Origin of the sequence: Crossiella sp. CA198 (assembly GCF_052078295.1) — a bacterium.
Lineage (GTDB): Bacteria > Actinomycetota > Actinomycetes > Mycobacteriales > Pseudonocardiaceae > Crossiella.
The window spans coordinates 15,063-34,768 of record NZ_JBQJIM010000052.1 but is presented as its reverse complement, the minus strand read 5'-3'; the positions used below and the strand labels follow the sequence as shown (position 1 = coordinate 34,768).

Genomic DNA, 19,706 nt, shown 5'->3' with positions numbered 1-19,706 from the left:
TCGCTAGACGCAATCCTTTATCAATGTGATCTCAAAGGAACCTCAAACGAGGTTTCAAATATATAAGCTCTACTGGCTTACATCGGCACACTGTTGAGTTCTCAAAGAACACACGCACACCGCACAATCTATCAGCTACTCGCCGACAGCTTGTCCCGGGGCTTGATTGTCCTGGAAGCTAGTTTTTCCTTCGGGCGCCCACTCTACCACCTACTGGCGGGAGCTTGGTTCGCGGCCCTTCCGGCGGTCCGTTCCCGGTTATTTCCGGGGCCGTTCCGCGCTGGCAGAGAGAAAGTTACTCAGGGGCGAATGAGAAGTCAAATCGGCTGGTCAGGGGCGGTTTGGTGGATTACGGGAGGCTGCTGACCAGCGGTATCCGGCAGCAAAGTCGGGCGATGCCGAACGAGGACGGTTTCGGAGACCGCCAAGGCGGTGCGGATAGGCAGTGCGAGCCGCCAGTGCCGGCCGCTTCGGCCGTGCTGCCGAGTTACCGGTGGGAGCGTCCCGGCCCGCGGGTGCGTTCCGGGCGTGCCGGCACTCGGTGGCCGATAGCATCCGGAGCAGGTTCGGCGAGGGGAAAGCTTCGATGAGCGAGAAGGCGGCGCGGCCGATCGCCTGCACCATCACCACCGCCGCCGGGATGCCCGCGGCGCGCGTGCTCGCCGGTTCCTATCTGGAGTGGAACCCCGGGCATGAGTTCGTCATCGCGGTGCTCGACGGGGACCGGGGCGCGCGGCAGGCCAATGGGGTCCGGGTAGTCGGCTGGGACGGGTTCGGGCTCGGCGAGGACAGCTACCTGCGGCTGGCGACCGCGTTCCCGGCGGCCGAGCTGCGTACCGCACTGGTGCCGTTCCTGCTGCGCGCGTTGCTGACCAGGACCGATCTGGTGACCAGCCTGAGCAGGGACAGCAAGGTGTTCGCGCCGTTCGTCCGGCTGGCCGATCTGACCAGGGCGCACGGCGCGGTGCTACTGCCCAGGTTGCTGGCGCCGCTGCCCGAGGACGGACGCTCGCCGAGCGAGGCCGAGGTGCTGGCCGGTGGCGTGTTCGACCCGGCGTTCCTGAGCGTGACCGGCCGGGCCGGGGCGATGCTGGACTACCTGTGCGAGCGGGTCGGGCGCAACGCGGTGAGCGGGGACGACCGGTGGCCGCGGTGGACCGATGAGGTCGCGGCGTTGTTCCCGCACGTGGTGCTGCGGGATCCCGGGGTCGGGGTCGGGCACTGGAACGCCGGGCAGCGTCCGGTGACCGCGGATGTCAGTGGGACCGTGCGGGCCGGTGGCGAGCTGCTGCGCACGTTCGTCTTCAGCGGGTACCGGCCGGAGCGGCCGTGGCTGCTGGCCGATCTGCCGGGGCGGCCGCGGGTGCTGTTGTCGGAGCAGCCAGCGGTGCACGCGCTGTGCGAGACCTACCGGGGTGAGCTGCTGGCCGCGGGCTATCGGCCGGACACCCCTGAGCTGTGCAAGTTCGATGAGCTGCCGGACGGCACGCCGTTGACGCCGCTGGTCCGGGAGTTGTTCCGGGCGGAGTGGGGCAAGGCGGCGGCCAAGCAGTTGGCGGGCAAGGGGGCAGAGGTTCCGCCGCACGCGTTCGGGCCGGACAAGGGCGGCGCGTTCCGGGACTGGCTGGCCGGGCCGGGCAATCCGACCCAGGCGCACTCCGGGCTGAACCGCTGGGTGACCGCGATCTGGGACAGCCGGGTCGACCTGCGGGTGGTGTTCCCGCGGCCGACCGAGGGCGACAACGAGGCCTACCGGCAGTGGTGCCGGGGGGTGGCCACCACCGAGCACGACCTGGCGGAGTGGGCGGTGCCGGAACCCGCGCTGGAACGGCCGGCGCCGGTGGCCGAGTTCGGGGTGAACCTGCTGGGGCACCTGACCGCGGAGCTGGGCGTCGGCGAGCTGGGCCGGGCCCTGCACAAGGCGGTGCACGCGGCGGGTATCCCGACCGCGACCGTGGTCGAGGACTTCCTGGTGAACAACCGGACCGCGATCGAGCGGCCGGCCTCGCTGGGCGCGCCGCGGTACCCGCTGAGCGTGCTGTGCATCAACGCCGACACCACCACGCTCGCGGTGGACCTCTACCCGCAGCTGTTCCACCAGCGGTACCGGATCGGCGTGTGGTCCTGGGAGCTGGACGAGTTCCCGCCGAGCATGCACAAGGCGTACGAGCTGGTCGACGAGATCTGGACGATCAGCGAGTTCTGCCGGGCGGCGATCAGCGCGCACACGGACAAGCCGGTGAAGGTGTTCCCGATCCCGATCAGCGACCCCGGTCCGCCCAACCGCGGCCGCAGGCTGCCGGGTGCGCCGTTGCGGTTCCTGTTCGCCTTCGACTTCAACAGCATCGCGGCGCGGAAGAACCCGTGGGGCCTGGTGGAAGCGTTCCGGCTGGCCTTCCCGGCGGATCCGGACGTGCGCCTGGTGGTCAAGGCGATCAACGGCGAGCTGCACCCCGGCGCGGCGGAGCGGTTGCGCACGCTGATCGGCGACGACCCGCGGATCGAACTGATCGAGCGGTACCTGTCGGTGGCCGAACTGGCCGCGCTCTACGACGAGAGCGACTGCTACGTCTCCCTGCACCGCTCGGAGGGCTTCGGGTTCACCGTGGCCGAGGCGATGATCCGCGGACTGCCGGTGATCTCCACCGACTACTCGGGCACGGCTGAGTTCCTGGACGCGGTGACCGGCTTCCCGGTGTCGTTCGAGTTCACCCAGGTAGGTGAAGGCTGGGAGCCGTACCCGCCGACGGCGCGCTGGGCCGAGCCTGATCCGGCGGCTGCGGCGCGGGCCATGCGGCGGGTGGCGGATGATCCTGAGCACGCCGCTGCGGTGGGCCGGGCGGGGCGCGAGTACATTCTGCGTACCCGCACCGTGTCGGCCGCTGCGAACTGGGTGCGCGAGCAGCTCGAACAGGCGTACGGCGCTGCTCAGCGACGAGGCGCCTGATTCGCGCCGGTGGGCGCAGGGTCACGACTTGGCAGCGGCATACACCACTGACGATGGCATCGGCACAATATGCCGCGTCTTCTTTACCCAGTGGAAGGGGGTGCCAGGGTGACCTGGCATGACGAGCTCCGCAAGCTCGACGAGGGTCTGGCCGCCGGTCTGATCTCCGCCGAGGAGTACCGCGCTCGCCGCGATGAGTTGCTGTCGGCGGCGGCCGGGGCGGGTGGCTCACCCTCCTTCACCCCACCGGGTGGTCAGCAACAGAGCATCGACAGCACCCAGGTGATGCAGCCGATCCGGGACAACACCCCGCCGCCGGGGAACCCGGAGGCCACCCAGGTGGTGGCCAACGGTGGCGCGGAGGCGACCCAGGTGGTGCGCGGCTGGCAGCCGCAGCAGCCCCCCGCCGGCGACGCCGACCGCACCCAGGTGGTGCCGAACGCGGGTGGGCAGCCGGGCTTCCCGCCGCCGCCCCAGCAGCATCAGCAGCCGGGTTTCCCGGCCTCGCCGCCGAGCGGGTTCCCCCCGCCGCCGCAGCCGTTCCAGCAGCACCAGCAGCAGCCTCCGCAGCAGCAGCCGCAGACCCCGTGGGGCGATGAGTCCAACGCGGCCCCGCCGTGGGGTGGCGCCGGTGACCTGCCGCCGCTGCCGCCCGCCGGCAACGAGGCGTGGATCCGGCAGGGGCCGGAGGTGTTCGGCGCACCCTCGGGCAAGTCCTCCAAGGTGCTGCCGATCATCGGCATCGTGGTGGTGCTGGCGCTGGTCGGCGGGGCGGTGTGGTTCTTCGGCTTCCGCAACACCGGCGGCGACCCGAACAACACCGCCACCTCGAACACCTCCAGCGTCGCGCCGACCACGACGACCACGCAGAAGCCGTTCGAGGCACTGCCTCCGGGGCCGGGCGCACCGGACCCGAAGAGCCGGGTCTACGACGCGGGCGGCCTGCGCGCCGCCGAGCTGCTGGCGCCCAAGGAGATGGACGCCATCGAGCCGCTGGCCGCCGGCGACATCAGCTACAAGGGCAGCACCAACGAGCCGTTCCAGTACTCCACCTTCGTGATCGAGACCAAGGACGCGGCCGCGGCCAAGGAGCTGCAGACCAAGCTGATCGACTTCGGCAAGACCGACGGCCTGGTCAAGGGCGAGGTCGGCGGGCTGGCCAAGGGCGGCGAGATCCTGCAGTTCATCGACGACGCGCGGGCGCTGTACCGGATCGTGTGGACCTCGGGCAACAAGGTGATCCGGGTGAACGTGGCCCAGGTCCCGTCGCCGCCGCAGGGTCCGGACCGGGACGCGAAGCTGGTGCCGCAGTTCCACGCGCTCGCGGTGGCCGCGGCCGGCAAGTTTCCCGGCCAGTGAGTGACGAGGTAGCCACGGATCGGCGTGACGAACCGCGGGAACGCGGTGGCTTCACGCCGATCTCGCAGGTCGAGATGGCCGCACCGGAGTGGCTGCGCCGGATCAGCTGGCCAGCGGTGCTCATCGGGGTCTTCGGCGTGCTGCCGGTGCTCGGCGCGGTGCTGGAGATCGCGGGCGCGCCGCGGCTGCACTTCGTGGACTACTGGTACCTGCTGACACAGATCACCAACGACGACGGTTCGCTGATCCCGCGGGCGATCCTGCAGTACCACAACGAGCACCCGATGTTCGTGCCCGCGCTGCTGTTCTGGCTGGACGCGAAGTTCCTCGGTGGCAGCAACCACGCGCTGGGGATCGTGACCGCGGTGTTCGCCGCGGGCATCGTGGTGGTGCTGAACCGGATGCTGCCGCGGTCGCTGGAGGTAGTGAAGCGGTCCGCGCTGACGGTGGCCTTCGCCTTCCTGGTGTTCTCCACCAACGCCACCGAGATGTTCGGCCAGGGCATGAGCGGGGTGTCCTGGATGCCGCAGTTCTTCTTCGCCACGCTGGCGGTGCTGCTGGCCCAGCGCGGCCGCCCGGTGTGGTCGGTGCTGGCGGCACTGGCCGGATGCGCCTGTCACGGCACGGCGTTCGCGGTGTTCCCGGCGCTGGCGCTGGTGTTCTTCCTGCGCGGGGACCAGGCCCGCCGGGTGCTGTGGCCGCTGGCGATCGGGCTGGCCGTGGTGGTCGGCTGGGCGCTGACGGTGAACCGGAGCTGGAAGTCTTCCGGCTCGCTGCGGGCCGATGACTACCTGGCGATGGCGGCGGGCACGATCGGTCAGCTCTGGTCGGCGAAGACGCCGGAGATCGCGGTGGCGATGGGCGCGTTCACCGCGGCCGGGATCGTGACCGCGGTGATCCTGCTGCTGCGCAGGCGGGTCATGGGTGCGGTGGACGCGCCGGTGGCGGGCTGGGCCGGACTGGGCACCTACATCCTGGCGGCGGCGATGATGATCGGGCTGTCCCGGGCGTTGCTGGGCATCGGGGTGTCGCTGGCAGGGCGGTACGCGGAGATCGCGGCGCTGGCCGCGGCCGCGTTGCTGACCCTGGCGGTGCTGTGGTTCCCCGGCTGGTCGGTGACCAGGGTGAGCGCGGTGGTGCTGGCGGTGGCCGCGGTGACCTACGTGATCGGCAACGGGCAAGCCGGGATCCAGCGGCACCTCTACGACGACCAGAAAGTCGCGGCGGTGGCGATGCGGGTGAACGCGCTGACCGAGCTGACCCGGCTGCGGATTCCGGCCGCGGTGTTGCCCGCGGCCAAGGGCATCGGGGTCTACCCGTTCAACTCCGGCTTCACGCTGGGCTGTGGGCCGGGCCGGGAGCTGGGTGACCAGGTGGCCGCGGACAAGATCGAGGAACTGGCGAATCCCGCCCCTGACCTGCCCAATGTCGGCAACATCGACAGCGGGCCGGTGCGCGGGGACGCGCCGATCAGCGGCTGGGCCCTGGTGGCCGAGCGGGCGGTGGACTGCGTGCTGGTGCTGGACTCGTCGAACCGGATCGTCGGTGGCGGCGGGGTGGGCATCCGGCGGCCGGACATCGCGCAGGCGCTGCTGGTGGATGAACAGAACAGCGGGTTCATCGCGGTGACCGCGCCGGGGGCGAGCAATCCCCGGGTGGTGGTGTCCGCGCGCGGCGCGCTGTTCCACGTCGGGGCTGTGACCGCGAAGGCGGGCTGAGTGGTGAGCGGGGACAACGAGGTGCTGTGGCGCGGGCTGCTGGCCCCGTTGCGGCTGACCGCGGAGGCGCGGCTGGTGCAGGTCGGCCCGGAGGGGCTGGCCGAGGGCGGGCCGTTCGACCTGGCGTTGCTGGACGGCTCGCTGGAGCACACCGCGGCTCCGGCCGGGCTGCTCGGCCAGGTGGCCGGGCAGCTGGCGGCCGAGGGCGTGCTGGTGCTGGCGGTGCACAACCAGCTCGGGCTTGGGCAGTTGCTGGGCAAGGCCGATCCGGTGCGGGAGCGGATGTGGCTGGGCGCGGCGGACTACCCGGGCAGGCCGGGGCCGCGGACCTGGAGCCGCCGGGTGCTGGCCGGGTTGCTGGACGGGGCCGGGCTGACCGCGCAGCGCTGGCTGCTCTGCTATCCGGACCACGTGCGGCCGCGGGTGCTGGTGGACGGCGCGGTGTTCGAGCGGGAGGACCGGCTGGAGCTGGTCGACAAGCTGGTGCGGGATCCGTTGCTGGGCGCCGCGGACGAGCAGCTGGCGGCGGCGCCGGGCCGGCGGTTGCATCAGCTGGCGCTGGCCGAGGGTTTCGCGGCGGCGGTGGCGCCCGCGTTCCTGGTGGTGGCCGGGCGGACGCCGGAGGCGGTGGCCAGGGTGGCCGCGCCGGGGCTGGCCTGGCTGGTGAATCCGAGCAGGCAGCCGCGGTGGCAGCGGGCCCGCCGGTTGAGCGCGGACCTGGTGCTGGAGACGATCGAGGGCACCGACAACACCGAGGGCTGGCTGCGGCAGCGGGTGGTGCCCGCCGAGCCGTGGTTGCCGGGGCGGTGTCTGGACACCGTGTTGCTGGAGGCGCTCGCCGCCGGTGATCTGGACCGGGCAGGCGGACTGCTGGGCCTGTGGTGCCGGACCTGCCTGGCCCAGGCGCGGCCGTTGACCGCGGAGGATCTGCGGCATCCGTTCCTGCCGGGCCGGGCCGGGGTGCCGGTGCTGCCGCCGGACTGCCTGGACGTGCATCCGGGGAACCTGGTGCTGGGGCCGGACCGGGAGGTGCGCCGGATCGACCTGGAGTGGGAGGCCGGGTCGGGGGTGGACGCGGAGCTGGCGTTGTTGCGCGGGCTGCGCGAGTTCGCCAGGGAGCTGCGGGATTCCGGGGCGCCGCATCCGTGGCCCGCGGAGACGAATCTGCAGAAGTTGTTGTTCCGGCTGGCTGACCTGTGCGGACTGGGTGGTCCGGCGCGGCAGCGGTGGGTCGAGCTGACCTCGGCCGAGGCCTCGTTGCAGGAGCTGGTGTCGGGGGCGCCGCGGGACCGGGTGCTGGCGACGCTGGAGGCGGACGCGGTGCTGCCGGGGCGGCCGCGGGTGTGGGAGTTGCCGCCGGGGCTGGGCGAGGTGGGCCGGGCGCTGGCGGCCAAGGAGCAGGCGGAGAAGACGGCCCGCTCGCTGTGGACCGATGTGGAGGCGCTGCGCCAGCAGATCGCGCACCGGCAGGCCGAGCTGACCCAGGCGAAGGCGCAGGCCGAGGAGCTGCGGGCGGAGCTGACCAAGGAGCACCAGGCGGCCGAGGAGGCGTTGCGGGCCGCGGACGCCGAGCGGGAGTCGCTGCGGCAGGAGCTGGCGCGCACCCAGGACGAGCTGGTCGAACTGGACAACCGGGTGGGCAGCGCGTTCGCCGGGCTGGCGGAGGCGACCGAGGATTTCGAGCGGGTGCGTTCGGAGGCGGACGCGGCGCGGGCGGATGCGGCCGGGCAGGCCGGCGCCAGTCAGCAGCTGCGGGACCGGCTGGCCAGGACCCGGGCGCGGCTGGACGCGCTGGAGGGGTCTTCGCTGGTACGGGCCGGGCACCGGTACGTGTGGCCGGCGGCGCGGGCGGCCAGGGGCATGCGGGATCTGCTGCTGGGCCGGGGCGGGGCTGAGCCGGACAGCGTGTTGCGGCGGGCCAGCCGGTACGCGCCCGCGCTGACCCCGTTGCTGGCCAGGCGGTTGCGGGTGCGCGAGGGCGCGGCGCGGGAAGCCGGGTTGCGGTTCGCGGTGGACGTGCCGGGCGAGCCGGTGCACATCGGACGTGGTCAGGTGGTGGATCTGGCCGGCTGGGCGGTGCACGCGGACCTGCCGGTGCGGGCGGTGTGGATCAAGGCTGACGGGCGGATGTGCCCGGCGAACCTGGGTTACCACCGGCCGGTGGTGCGCCAGGAGCTGGGCGCGGCCGGGTGGCACGTGCCGGCGGGCAGTGGGTTCCGGGCGCGGATTCCGTTGCCTGCCGGGCCGACCCGGCACGACCTGCCGCTGGAGCTGATCGTCGACCTCAGTGATGGCACGCGGTTGCACCGGGCGTTGCCGGGCCTGCGGACCAGGGCCGAGGTGGGGATCCGGCCGGTGCGGGTGGCGTGGCCGGGGTCGGGTCCGCGGGTGGCGATCTGCCTGGCGACCTACCACCCGGAGCGGCGGTTCCTGGCCGAGCAGCTGGACTCGATCCGCAAGCAGACCCACGACAACTGGGTGTGCGTGATCTCCGATGACGGCACGGATCCGGCGGCGCGGAGTGTGCTGGCCGAGCTGACCGAGGACGATCCGCGGTTCGTTGTCGTCGAGCACGAACGGAACGTGGGCTTCTACCGGAACTTCGAGCGCGCGTTGCGGCTGGCGCCGTTGGACGCGGACGCGATCGCGTTGTCGGATCAGGACGATGTGTGGGATCCGGACAAGCTCGCGGTGCAGCTGGAGCGGCTGACCGATCCCAAGGTGCAGCTCGTCTACTGCGATATGCGGCTGATCGACGACTACGGAAAACTGATCGCCGAGACCTCCTGGGGCAAGCGGCGCAACCAGTGGCGCGAGCTGGACGCGCTGCTGATGCTGAACACGGTGACCGGCGCGGCCTCCCTGGTGCGGGCGGACCTGGTGCGGGAGCGGGTGTTGCCGTTCCCGCCGGGCACGCCGACGGCCTATCACGACCAGTGGATCGCGGCGACGGCGTTGTCGGTCGGCGCACTGTCCTTTGTGGACCGTCCGTTGCAGTCCTATCGGCAACATGGGGAGAACGTCAGCGGGTGGATGCTGCCGTGGTGGACCTCGGGTCTGCCGGGGCCGGTGGGACTGGCCGAGCTGAGCCTGGGGATCGAGCGAGGGCTTACTCCGCAGCGGCGGGAGGAGCTGGAGCACGTCGTGGAGCACGAGCTGCGGCGGATCGCGCAGTTCGCGGCGGTGTTGCTGGCGCGCAATGGGGATCAGCTGAGTGCGGCGGATCGCGGTGAGCTGGTGAAGCTGGCCGGGGTGGAGCGGCAGTTGTCGGTGCTGGTGGAGCTGGCGGCGCGGAATGGGAATCGGCCGGAGACCGGTGGGACGGAGCGGTATTTCCTGACCGCGGCGTTGCGGTGGCATGCGTTGCGGCGGGCGCGGCGGCGGATGCCGGAGCGGACCGTGCCACCGCTGGACTAGAGGGCTGAGGCGTCGGGCCTTGGCTCTCGTTCCAGGAAGAGGCGGCCGGTGCGGCGCAGGGTTCGCCAGTCGAGGTACCGGTTGACCACGTCGAACGCGGACAGGGCCGCACCCACCAGCGGGTAGCTGAAGTGCGGCCAGTCCAGCAGCAGGTAGGTCGCTGTCAGGACTGCGGCAGGCAGGATCGGGAAGTAGAAGATCCTGCGTGCCCAGGGGTTCAGGAAGAGCCATCGCCAGAAGCCGGAGTCCTTGGCGGTGGGAGTCACCGGGCAACCTTCGCGTAGGTCTTGGTGGGTGGGGCGATGCCGCAGTGGATGAGGACCTCGGCCATCGCCGCACTGAACTGCGCTTCGCTGAAGTGGGTGGCGGCCAGTTCCAGCAGGGTGGCCTGGATGGCGGTCCACTTGGCGTCGTCGTCGAGCAGGCGCTGGGTCAGTTCGGCGAGTTCGGCCGGGGATTCGGCGACCAGGTGTTCGCGCAGGTCGCCGAGTGGAATGCCTTCGGCGCCCAGTGCCGTGGTGGTGAAGGGCAGGCCGTGGGCCATGGCGTCCAGGAGTTTGGTCTGGGTGCCCGCGCCGCTGGCGGCCGGGTTGACCAGGACCCTGGCGGTACGCAGGTAGGGGGCGGGGTCGGGGACCCAGCCGATGACGTCCACGCCGGGGGCCCGCAGGGCGACCGGGGCGTGTGCGCCGATGACGCGCAGGCGGGGGGCGTCCAGCAGCGGCAGGACCTCGGTGATCAGGGTGTGCGCGGCCACCTTGTTGGAGGTGGCGGTGGCGGCGAAGGCGCCGTAGAAGAGCAGGCCCTCGCGACGGTCCGGACCGGCGGGGGCCGGGGTGGGGTGCACCGGGTACGGGGCCAGGCGCAGGTTGGCCTGGGGGGCGTGACGGGTGGCCCAGTCGAGTTCGGCGGTGCCGCCGACGGTGCTGAGTTCGGCCCAGGTCAGGGCTTTCTGCTCGGCTTCACGCCAGGTCGCGGCTTCGGTGGCGCAGTGGCGGCGAGCGGAAGCGTCGGGGAGCACGGAGAAGCGGCGTTCGGCTTCGCGGTGCTGGAAGGTCTGGGTGTCGAACAGCCGGATGGCTTGCGGCTGAGTCTTGGCGACCTCTTCGGCCAGCGGGAAGCCGCGCGCGGAGAGGGCGACGATGATGTCGTAGAGTCCGGCGCGGTCGCGGCCCCAGACAGTCGGGTTGTCCACAATGGACACTTCGACGCCGGTGGCGCGCAGGGCGGTGGGCTCGCCGTGGGTGGCCAGGACGGTGATGGCGGCCTCGGGGTTGGCCTGCCGCCAGTACTGGATGACCGCCCAGGCTCGTTGCGCGCCTTGGCCCTGGGTGGGGTCGGGGACCTGGTCGGCGGTGAGCAGGACCCGGTAGGGCGCTTGCTGATCGCGTAGCCACCACAGGCGGTGCGGGTGTTCGTGCACGCCGACCGCCGGCGGGCGTTTGGCCAGGGCTTCCGGCCAGCGGCGGACGAAGACCTCGTGGTTGATGGTGGACAGCTCGATCGCACGCGGGGTGGTGCTGCTGCCGTGCCGGATGTGCCGGACCTGGGAGGCGGGTTCGACCCAGATCTGCCAGCCCAGCGAGCGCAGGTGGAACTGGAGGTCGGTGTCCTCGAAGTAGGCGATGTGGAACTCGGGGGAGAAACCGCCGGTCTCCCAGAACGCGCGCCGCCGCATGAGCAGGCAGGCGGCCGAGGAGTAGTCGGCCGAGCGCGGGTACAGCGGGGAGAGGTCGGCGTCGCCGTCGCCCCAGCCGCGGCTCCAGCCATCGCCGCCGATGACGCTGCCGGCTTCCTGCAGGCGGCCGTCCGGGAAGACCAGCACCGAGCCGACCGCGGCGGCCTGCGGGGTGGCGTCCAGGCGGGCGAGCAGCGGCTCGAACCAGCCGGGGGTGACCTCGACGTCGGCGTTGAGGAAGCAGATCAGTTCGGTGCGGGCGTGCTGGACGCCCAGGTTGCAGCCCGCGCCGAAGCCCAGGTTCTCCGGCATTCGCAACACGGTCGCGCCGGTGAGGTTCGCTTCGAGCCATTCGCCGGTGCCGTCGGGGGAGGCGCTGTCGACCACCACGACCTCGTACGGGCCAGGGGTGTGCTCGGCGAGGGTGTCCAGGCAGCTGGTCAGCATGTCCTTGCCGTTGTAGCTGACCAGCACGAAGGTGACCCTGGGAATGGCGGTCACGGCTTGCGGAGCTTTCCGTAGGCGTCCCTGGCCGGCTGGGCCCAGCGCATGAGTTTGGTGTTGCGCAGCGCGGTCAGTTCCTTGCTGTCGGCGGCCAGCCGGTCGATCTCGGCGGCCAGCGCGCGGTGCCGCTCGGCGAGTTCGGCGTGCAGCCTGCGTTCCTCGACGAGTTCGGCGCGCAACGACTCCAGGTCCGCGTCCGGTTCGCTGTCCTGCCAGCTGTTGGTGAGCTGTTCGACCAGGCGCTGGCGTTCGATGAACATCCGTTCGCGCAGGGCGGCATTGGCCGCGCGCAACGCGCGGTTCTCCGCGGCCAGGTCGCGGGTCGGCGCCCGGCCGGCGGCGGCGCGCTGGGCGGTTTCGGCGATGGCGTCGAAGTGCTCAATCACCGCCTGCCGCCGGGAGGCGACCGGTTTGAGCGCGGCGTGCACCGCGTCCAGCAGCTTGTTCGCCCGGTCCGCGATCTGCTTGGTGGCGCCGAACTCCAGCACCGGCCAGCGCTGTTCGCCGGTGGGGTCCAGCAGCACCCAGCGGCGGTCCAGACCGGCCGCGGCCGCGGCGGCGTGCTCATCGGCGGCGACCACCAGGCTCGCCCCGGCCAGCACCGCGATCCGGTCCTCCAGGACCAGGTCGGCTGGCAGCCGGTGGCCATCGAGGGCGGGGGCGTCCGGGCCGGTGGGCAGCAGCACGATGTGCTCGATGGCCAGGAAGTCCTGGATCTTCTCCAGCACCGCGGGCAGTGTGGCCAGCTCGCCTGCCAGGTCGGGGGTGAGCTGCAGGACCAGGTAGCTGCCCTCGGCCGGCAGGATGCGCAGCTTGCGCAGATCGCCCTGCCGGGTGGCCAGCGCGCCCGGACTGACCAGGCTGTCGGCCAGCAGCGCCGGGTGCGGCACCACGGCGACGTCCCATTGCAGCCCGGCGTCGGCGAGCCGGTCCCTGGACCGGATGTCCCGCACCGACGGGTAAGGCTGACCGGCGAAGGCCGAGATCAGGTGCGCACTGGGCTGACCGGCCACGCGCACCGCGCTGACCAGCACCGGGTGCTCGCCGAGGGCGTGGGTGAAGAACTCCGCGCCGGGCACCGGACCGCCGTAGAACCCGGTCAGGTCGGCGCCGAGCGGGAAGGCCGGGGTGATCACGGTGAGGTCGGCGGCGGCCAGCGCGGCGACGCGGCGCGGCCGGTACTCGCCAAGCGGTTCGGCCACCAGTCCGCCGTCGGTGCGCAGCGGGCGGGTCCAGCCGAAGGGGGCGTGGAAGGAGATCCGCCAGTCAGGCAGCCGGGTGGACAGGTGGTACTCGGTGAGCCGGGGCAGCAGTTGGTCGCCGAGCCCCGGAAGGTCGGAGCTGCTCCACACCGCAAGCGCACCGATCGTTGGCGACGTGGGCTCCTGCACGTCCCGCACTTTATCCGAGTTGTGCCGGGCAGCCGGGCGAACCGGCAACTACCCTGCCTGACCGGGACAGGGGAGGTCCGATGAGACGACGTAAGTCGCTGTTGGTGGCGTTGACCGTGGTGCTGGTCGCCGGTGGCGGGCTGGCCGGGGTGGCGGTGGCCGCGCCGGGGAGCACCTATTACGTGGACAACCGGGCCGGGTGCAGCAACACCGGGCCGGGTCAGCAGATCGCCGCCCCGTGGTGTGATTTCACCCCGGTCAACGCGCGCGAGTACGGGCCGGGCGACCGGATCCTGCTGGCCAGGAGCGCGCGATGGAACCAGCAGCTGAACCTGCGGGGCAAGGGCACCGCGGCGGACCCGGTGGTGCTCGACGCCTACGGCAGCGGGCCGCGGCCGCACATCCAGCGGGACGGGCGGCCCGCGGACCGGGGTGTGCGGCTGGCGAACCCCTCGCACTGGCGGGTCGGCAACCTGGAGGTCAGCCACGCGGGCGCGGGCATCGTGGCCTACTTCGATCAGCTGGGCAACGAGGGCCTGACCATCAGCGACATCTTCGTGCACGACATCACCGGCGTGCTGACCCAGCAGTGGCCGTGCAAGGACAGTGACGGGATCTTCAGCTCGGCCGGGATCGCGATCACCGGTCCGGCGCTGAGCTTCACCGCGGCGCAGTACGCGCTCAAGGACGTGCTGATCCGCGATATCGAGGGCACCCGGAACCTGGGCAGCGTCTCCTTCGACTGGTGCAACGGCCAGTCCGGTTCGGACGGCCACGACGGCAACAGCCTGGTGCGCAACGTGGTGCTGGACGGGCTGAACCTGCATGACGACGCCGGTGCGGGCCAGGGCTGCCACGACAGCCTGCGGCTGGTGAACCTGCGGCAGGTCGTGGTGATGAACTCGATGCTGCGGCGCGAGGCGGGCTGCCCGATCCCGTCCGGTACGGCGGCGGTGTTCCTGGGCCGGGTCCTGGACATCCGGTTCCTGAACTCGATCGTGGCCGAGGTGCCGGACACCGGTTCGCCGGACCAGACCGGCTTCGACCACGAGATCGTCACCGATTCGGTCCGGCTGCAGAACAACCTGATCGCCTCGAACGCCGGTCCAGGGGTGGAGTACCTGGCCATCCACGGCCCGGCCGACCACAGCCGCGACCACGAGGTCTCCGGCAACCTGTTCCTGGACAACGCCAAGGCGAACCAGCCAGCGCACCTGGGTGGGATTGCCCGGATCAACCACATGATCAGGCCGACCGGGACCATCCGCGGCAACCTCTTCCACGAGCCGACCGGGTTCACCCGCAGCGCCGATGGCGGGAACTTCGACGGGTTCGACATCAGGGACAACGTCGAACTGCACTCGATCGGCGACTCCTTCCACGCCCCCTCCGCCTTCGCCGCGACCTCGCGGGACGGCTGGTCCTACCAGCAGAGCGCGGACGGATCGACCTGGCGGCAGCTGCCCTTCGACCAGGCCAGCGGGCAGTACCGCGGGACGGGCGGGGCCGTGGTGGAACGGTTCACCCAGACCCCGCCGGACTGCGCGGGCTGCTGGACCGCGCGCACCTGGACCGCGCCGAAGGCGGGCACGATCAGCCTGCGCAGCCGGGCGCTGAAGGCCGAGGCCGGTGGGGACGGCGCGCGGGTGCGGCTCACCGTCAACGGCCGGGAGCTGGTGCGGCGACAGGTCGGGCCGGTGGATCTGCACGGGGTGGAGTTGAACGCGGACCGGCTGGTGGTGGCGCCGGGTGACGTGCTGCGGTTCGAGGTCAACCCGGACGGGTCGAACACGGCCGATCGGACCAGCTGGGCGCCCGCGCTCGGTTACCTCGCCGAGCCCTCGCGCTGGTGGCGGTTCGACCAGGACACCGAGGGCTGGCGGTTGTGGCACCAGCTGACCGGTTCGGTGCGGGACGGGGTGCTGACCATGGAGTCCGCCGGGGACGACCCGTTCCTGTTCTCCCCGGACAACCTCGGCCTGGACGCGGCGAGTCAGCGATTCGTGGAACTGCGGCTGCGCAACGGCACCCGGGGCACGGCCGCGCAGATCTACTTCATCACCGAGGACGACCAGACCTGGTCGGAGGACAAGCAGGTCAGCCTGCGGGTCGCGGCGACCGAGCGCACCTTCGAGGTGCACCGGCTGGATCTGGGCGCGCATCCGAAGTGGCGTGGTCGGATCAAGCAACTGCGGATCGATCCGAGTGTGGCGGCCGGGAAGGTCGAGCTGGACTACGTCCGGGTGGGCTGACCTCGGGTGGCGGCACCCCGGTCGGAGATGAAGACTTCCTCATCTACGGCTCATCTGCGCCTGGGTGGCGTGGGAGAGGGTGGTGGCATGAGGTGGTCGGGGATCGGGGTGGCCGCTGCGGTGGCTGCCGCGGTGGTCGGCGCGGCGCTGGCGGTGTTCACGCTGGTGGGCGGGGTGCAGCCGCCGAATATCGAGCAGCCTGAGATCTCGGTGAGCGTGCCCGCGTACCTGCCGACCACCGGTCCGCCCCCACCGACCTCGGGTCCGCCCCCCTCGGGACCGCCGACGACCCAGCCACCGCCGCCGCGCACGAGTGTGGTGCCGCCGCCACCACCGGATGACGACGATGACGATGACGACGATGGCTAGGCCCGGGGTGCCCGCGCGGGTGCAGATCATGGGCTGGCTGCTCGCGTTCATGGCGCTGGTGCTCGCTGTGGTGGTGGTCGCGGTGTGGCGGCTGCTGACCTCCGATGTGGAGAACCGGGTGAACCGGGGGCTGGAGCAGGAGACCAAGGAGTTCGTCGAGTTCGCCAAGCTCGGGCGGGATCCGCGACCCGGCCGGACGATCACCGACGGGGACAGGCTGCTCGAAGCGCACCTGTACAACAACCAGTACCCCGAGCCCAATGAGGTGCATCTGGGTGTGGTGGTCAAGGCCGACGGGTCCGTGCTGACGACCAGGCAGGGCGAGTCGCCGGTGAACCTGGCCGCGGATGAGCCGTTGTTGCGCGGGATCGTGGACGCGCCGGAGAGCTTCGGGTCAGTGCCGACCGCCGCGGGCGAGTTGCGCTGGGCCAAGGTGAAACTGGCCGCGGCCGGGCCGCACCGGGCCGCGTTCGTCACCGCGTTCTTCGTGGACCGGGTGCGGGCCGGGGCGGACCAGACGATCCGCTTGTTGTTACTGGTGTCGGTGATCGGGTTCCTGTTGGCGGCCGGGGTGTCCTGGGTGGTGGCCGGGCGGATCCTGGCGCCGATCCGGACGGTGCGGCAGGCCGCGGCGGCGATCACCGAGCATGACCTGACCCGGCGGATCCCGGTGCACGGCAAGGACGACATCGCCGCGCTGGCCGAGCAGTTCAACGCGATGCTGGACCGGCTGGATCAGGCGTTCCGGACGCAGCGGCAGTTCCTCGACGATGCCAGTCACGAGTTGCGGACGCCGATCACGATCGTGTCCGGGCATCTGGAGCTGATGGGTGATGATCCGCGGGAGCGGGCCGAGGTGGTGCGGTTGTGCACCGATGAGCTGGACCGAATGAACCGGATCGTGCAGGACCTGTTGTTGCTGGCCAAGGCGGAGCGGCCGGACTTCCTGCGACCGGCCCCGGTCTCCCTGCCCGAGCTGACCAGCGATATCGACGCCAAGGTGCGGGCGCTGGCGCCGCGGCGCTGGGTGCTGGAGTCGATGGCCGAGGAAGAAGTGGTGCTGGACGCGCACCGGGTCACCCAGGCGGTGGTGCAGTTGGCGCAGAACGCGGTGCAGCACACGGCCGAGGGTGACGAGATCCGGCTGGGGTCGGCGGTGCACGGGGAGAACGTGTCGTTCTGGGTCACCGATTCGGGGCCGGGCATCGCGGAGGCGGACCGGGCGGCGATTTTCGACCGGTTCGCGCGGGGTGGTTCTGGCCGGAGTGACCGCAGTGGCGCCGGGCTGGGTCTGGCGATCGTGAAGGCGATCGCGGAGGCGCATCACGGGGTGGTGCGGGTGTTGTCCGAACCGGGGTCGGGGGCGACCTTCGGTGTCGAGCTGCCGTTGGTGGCCGTGGATGGGGAGGCGTCGTGGGGCGGATCCTGATTGCCGAGGACGAGCAGCGGATCGCCTCGTTCGTGGAGAAGGGGTTGCGGGCCAACGGGTTCAGCACCAGCACGGTCGGCGACGGCAATACCGCGCTGGACTACGCGCTGACCGGGGACTTCGACCTGGTGGTGCTGGACCTCGGGTTGCCCGGCCGGGACGGGTTCGCGGTGCTGCACGCGTTGCGGCAGGCGCGGGTGACCACGCCGGTGATCATCCTGACCGCGCGGGACTCGGTGCACGACACCGTGGCCGGCCTGGAGGGTGGCGCCGATGACTACATGACCAAGCCATTCCGGTTCGAGGAGTTGCTGGCCAGGGTGCGGTTGCGGTTGCGCACCCCGGAGCGGGCGCCGGAGGTCACCGTGTTGCGTCAGGACGAGCTTTCGCTGGACCTGCGCACCCGGCGGGCACAGATCCAGGGCCGGACGGTGGACCTGACCGCGCGGGAGTTCTCGCTGCTGGAGCTGTTCCTGCGGCATCCGGGACAGGTGCTCACCCGCGAGCAGATCCTCTCGCACGTGTGGGGTTACGACTTCGATCCTGGCTCGAACGTGGTGGATGTGTACGTACGAGCGTTGCGTCGCAAGCTGGGCGCGGAGTGCATCCACACCGTGCGTGGCATGGGCTACCGGCTGGGTGACTAGCTACTCCGGCTTGTTGCCGGTGGCGCTGCCCACGGTGAACGGGGTGCGGACACCCTCGTAGCCCAGGTGCAGCGTCATCCCGTTGCTGGCGTGCAGCAAGTCGTGGCAGTGGTCCATCCAGATGCCGGGGTTGTCCGCCTTGAACGCGACCTCCCACGTTTCGCCGGGACGCACCAGCACGGTGTCCAGCCACAATGGACTGCCGGTGAACGGGGCGCCGTCGCGGCTCAGCGCGAGCACGTGGTGGCCGTGCAGGTGCATGGGGTGGTCGTTCATGCCCTTGTTGCGGAAGGTCATCCGGACCAGGTCGCCCTCGCGGACCATCAGCATCGGCGCGTCCGGGAACACCCGGCCGTCCACCGTCCACAGGAAGCCGGGGCGACCGGCGTGGAAGCCGACGCCCTGGTCCAGGTCGACGGTGAAGTGCTTGGTGTAGGCCGAATCCGGGCCGAACGCGGTGGCCTTGTGCTTGCCGTAGCCGCTCAGGTCCAGTTCGGGCGCGTGTTTCGGTTGGTCCACTGTGGACACTCCGTCCGGGCTGAGCACCAGTGCGCTGCGGGTGCCGGGACCGCCGATGCGCACCGGGTGCGCGGGCATGGTGAAGTCCAGGTCGGCGCGGCCGCCACCGCCGAGGGTGATGGACCGGTCGCTGATCTCGCCGGGTTCGTTGAGGTCCTGGCCGTCCACCGCGGCCACCCGGAACGGGGCGCCGGCGAAGGTGAGGCGTTCGGTGCCGGAGTTGGCGTTGACCACGCGCAGCCGCACCCGGCGGCCGGGCTCGGCCTTGCGCACATCCAGGCGGTCGTTCCAGTGGTGCACCAGCAGGGTTTCGTCGATCTCGGCGACCGGCCCGGCGGCGGGCTCGATCACCAGCGAGCCGAACAGACCGCGGGTGACCTGCTCGTTGGCCACCTGGTGCGAGTGGTACCAGTAGGTGCCGGGCTTCTCGGCGCGGAACCGGTAGGTGAACTCGCCGCCGGGTTTGACCGCGTCCTGGGTGACCCCGGCGACGCCGTCCATCGCGTTGGGCACGTCCACGCCGTGCCAGTGGATGGTGGTCGGGGTGGCTTCGAGCCGGTTGACCAGCTTCAGCTCGATGGTCTCGCCCTGTTTCACCCGCAGCGGCAGGCCGGGCAGGGTGCCGCCGAAGGTCCAGGCGTCGACAACCTGCCCGGAGGCCAGCGGGATACGGGTTTCGTCGGCGGCCACGGTGAACCGGCGGACTGGCCCGGAGTACGGGCCGCCGATGAGGTCCTTGACGCTGCGGGCAGGACCGGTGCTCGCACCGTGGTGGGTGTGGGTGTTCATGGACAGCCGGTCCGGGAAGGCGGACATGGTGCTGCCCACCGCGCCGCAGCCTGCGGCCGCGACCACCAGCACCAGCGGGGCGGCCAGCCGGGCCCACGGCGACCAGCGGATGGTGCCGACCTGCCCGGTCAGCCGCCGGTGGCGCTGGTTGACGTCGATCACCACCACCAACGCGACCAGCGCGAACGCCAGTCCGGTGAGCCAGAGCGTGATCGTCTCCTGCACCACCAGGTTCAGCACCACCAGCAGTCCCCCGCTGACCGCGGCCAGCCGGGCGGGCAGCACCACACTCGGTGCGGTGACCGCGAGCCGCAGGTCCGGGGTGGGTTCGACCGCGCGGATCGCCTGGTTGAGCACCGGCAGCGTGCTGCGGGCCGCCATGATCATCGGCACTCCGAGCAGGACCAGGGTGCGCAGCGGGCGGATGCCGAAGGCCAGGCCGTGGCCGAGCAGCAGGGCCGCTGGCAGCAGTTTCAGCGCCAGCAGCGCGAGCACGTAGTAGTAGCGGCGGCGGGCCGCGCGGGCGGTGCGGCGCCAGTTCCGCGCGTCCGGGAGCCGTCGCACGGCGCGGGCCCACAGCAGCAGCGGGGGCAACAGCAGCAGCGAAGTGGTGAACTCAAGCAGGAATCCCAAGGCGTACACGGTGCTTGATGGTGCGCATCTGACCAGCGGAAATCGTCCGCCTGG

The 19,706-nt window shown here is 71.4% G+C and carries 12 protein-coding genes; 8 read left to right on the top strand and 4 right to left on the bottom strand.

The window, feature by feature from the left end:
* Nucleotides 1-586 precede the first annotated feature (586 nt).
* From ACTOWY_RS43635 to ACTOWY_RS43620, 4 genes are all read left to right on the top strand, one after another.
* The gene (locus ACTOWY_RS43635) at nt 587-2,947 is read left to right on the top strand and encodes a glycosyltransferase family 4 protein (RefSeq protein WP_441315482.1); all 2,361 of its coding nucleotides are present in this window, start codon (nt 587-589) and stop codon (nt 2,945-2,947) included.
* 108 nt (nt 2,948-3,055) lie between these two features.
* Entirely contained in the window at nt 3,056-4,306 is a 1,251-nt protein-coding gene (locus ACTOWY_RS43630; RefSeq protein WP_441315481.1) for a hypothetical protein, read from the top strand.
* Entirely contained in the window at nt 4,303-6,024 is a 1,722-nt protein-coding gene (locus ACTOWY_RS43625; protein ID WP_441315480.1) for a DUF2079 domain-containing protein, read from the top strand. Before ACTOWY_RS43630 ends, ACTOWY_RS43625 begins: the two co-directional genes overlap by 4 nt.
* A 3-nt stretch (nt 6,025-6,027) precedes the next feature.
* The gene (locus tag ACTOWY_RS43620; RefSeq protein ID WP_441315479.1) at nt 6,028-9,441 is read left to right on the top strand and encodes a glycosyltransferase; all 3,414 of its coding nucleotides are present in this window, start codon (nt 6,028-6,030) and stop codon (nt 9,439-9,441) included.
* Here ACTOWY_RS43620 and ACTOWY_RS43615 read toward each other — a convergent pair.
* From ACTOWY_RS43615 to ACTOWY_RS43605, 3 genes are read right to left on the bottom strand one after another with little or no spacing between them, the layout of a single operon-like run.
* The gene (locus ACTOWY_RS43615) at nt 9,438-9,707 is read right to left on the bottom strand and encodes a hypothetical protein (RefSeq protein WP_441315478.1); all 270 of its coding nucleotides are present in this window, start codon (nt 9,705-9,707) and stop codon (nt 9,438-9,440) included. The genes ACTOWY_RS43620 and ACTOWY_RS43615 overlap by 4 nt on opposite strands.
* Nucleotides 9,704-11,620 (bottom strand): glycosyltransferase, encoded by a 1,917-nt coding sequence (locus ACTOWY_RS43610; RefSeq protein ID WP_441315476.1) that lies wholly within the window; start codon nt 11,618-11,620, stop codon nt 9,704-9,706. The genes ACTOWY_RS43615 and ACTOWY_RS43610 overlap by 4 nt, the downstream gene beginning before the upstream one ends.
* Nucleotides 11,617-13,014, bottom strand: coding sequence for a hypothetical protein (locus ACTOWY_RS43605; RefSeq protein ID WP_441315475.1), 1,398 nt, complete (start codon nt 13,012-13,014; stop codon nt 11,617-11,619). The genes ACTOWY_RS43610 and ACTOWY_RS43605 overlap by 4 nt, the downstream gene beginning before the upstream one ends.
* A gap of 80 nt (nt 13,015-13,094) precedes the next feature.
* Between ACTOWY_RS43605 and ACTOWY_RS43600 the strand changes: the two genes are divergently transcribed.
* From ACTOWY_RS43600 to ACTOWY_RS43585, 4 genes are all read left to right on the top strand, one after another.
* Complete coding sequence (locus tag ACTOWY_RS43600; RefSeq protein ID WP_441315474.1) at nt 13,095-15,266, top strand: hypothetical protein; 2,172 nt, start codon at nt 13,095-13,097, stop codon at nt 15,264-15,266.
* An 87-nt stretch (nt 15,267-15,353) separates the two neighbouring features.
* Entirely contained in the window at nt 15,354-15,635 is a 282-nt protein-coding gene (locus ACTOWY_RS43595; protein ID WP_441315473.1) for a hypothetical protein, read from the top strand.
* On the top strand, nt 15,628-17,064 hold the full coding sequence (locus tag ACTOWY_RS43590; protein ID WP_441315472.1) for a sensor histidine kinase: 1,437 nt from the start codon (nt 15,628-15,630) through the stop codon (nt 17,062-17,064). Before ACTOWY_RS43595 ends, ACTOWY_RS43590 begins: the two co-directional genes overlap by 8 nt.
* On the top strand, nt 17,049-17,711 hold the full coding sequence (locus ACTOWY_RS43585; RefSeq protein ID WP_441315471.1) for a response regulator transcription factor: 663 nt from the start codon (nt 17,049-17,051) through the stop codon (nt 17,709-17,711). Before ACTOWY_RS43590 ends, ACTOWY_RS43585 begins: the two co-directional genes overlap by 16 nt.
* Here the strand turns inward: ACTOWY_RS43585 and ACTOWY_RS43580 are convergent, their stop codons facing one another.
* Nucleotides 17,712-19,652 carry a multicopper oxidase family protein gene (locus tag ACTOWY_RS43580; RefSeq protein ID WP_441315470.1) on the bottom strand — a complete coding sequence of 647 codons (1,941 nt, stop codon included), beginning with the start codon at nt 19,650-19,652 and terminating at the stop codon, nt 17,712-17,714.
* Nucleotides 19,653-19,706 lie beyond the last annotated feature (54 nt).

Bases quoted from the DNA above. Each gene is read 5' to 3' on its own strand.
- ACTOWY_RS43635 (WP_441315482.1), top strand. From the start codon at position 587: ATGAGCGAGAAGGCGGCGCGGCCGATCGCCTGCACCATCACCACCGCC.
- ACTOWY_RS43600 (WP_441315474.1), top strand. From the start codon at position 13,095: ATGAGACGACGTAAGTCGCTGTTGGTGGCGTTGACCGTGGTGCTGGTC.
- ACTOWY_RS43595 (WP_441315473.1), top strand. From the start codon at position 15,354: ATGAGGTGGTCGGGGATCGGGGTGGCCGCTGCGGTGGCTGCCGCGGTG.
- ACTOWY_RS43590 (WP_441315472.1), top strand. From the start codon at position 15,628: ATGGCTAGGCCCGGGGTGCCCGCGCGGGTGCAGATCATGGGCTGGCTG.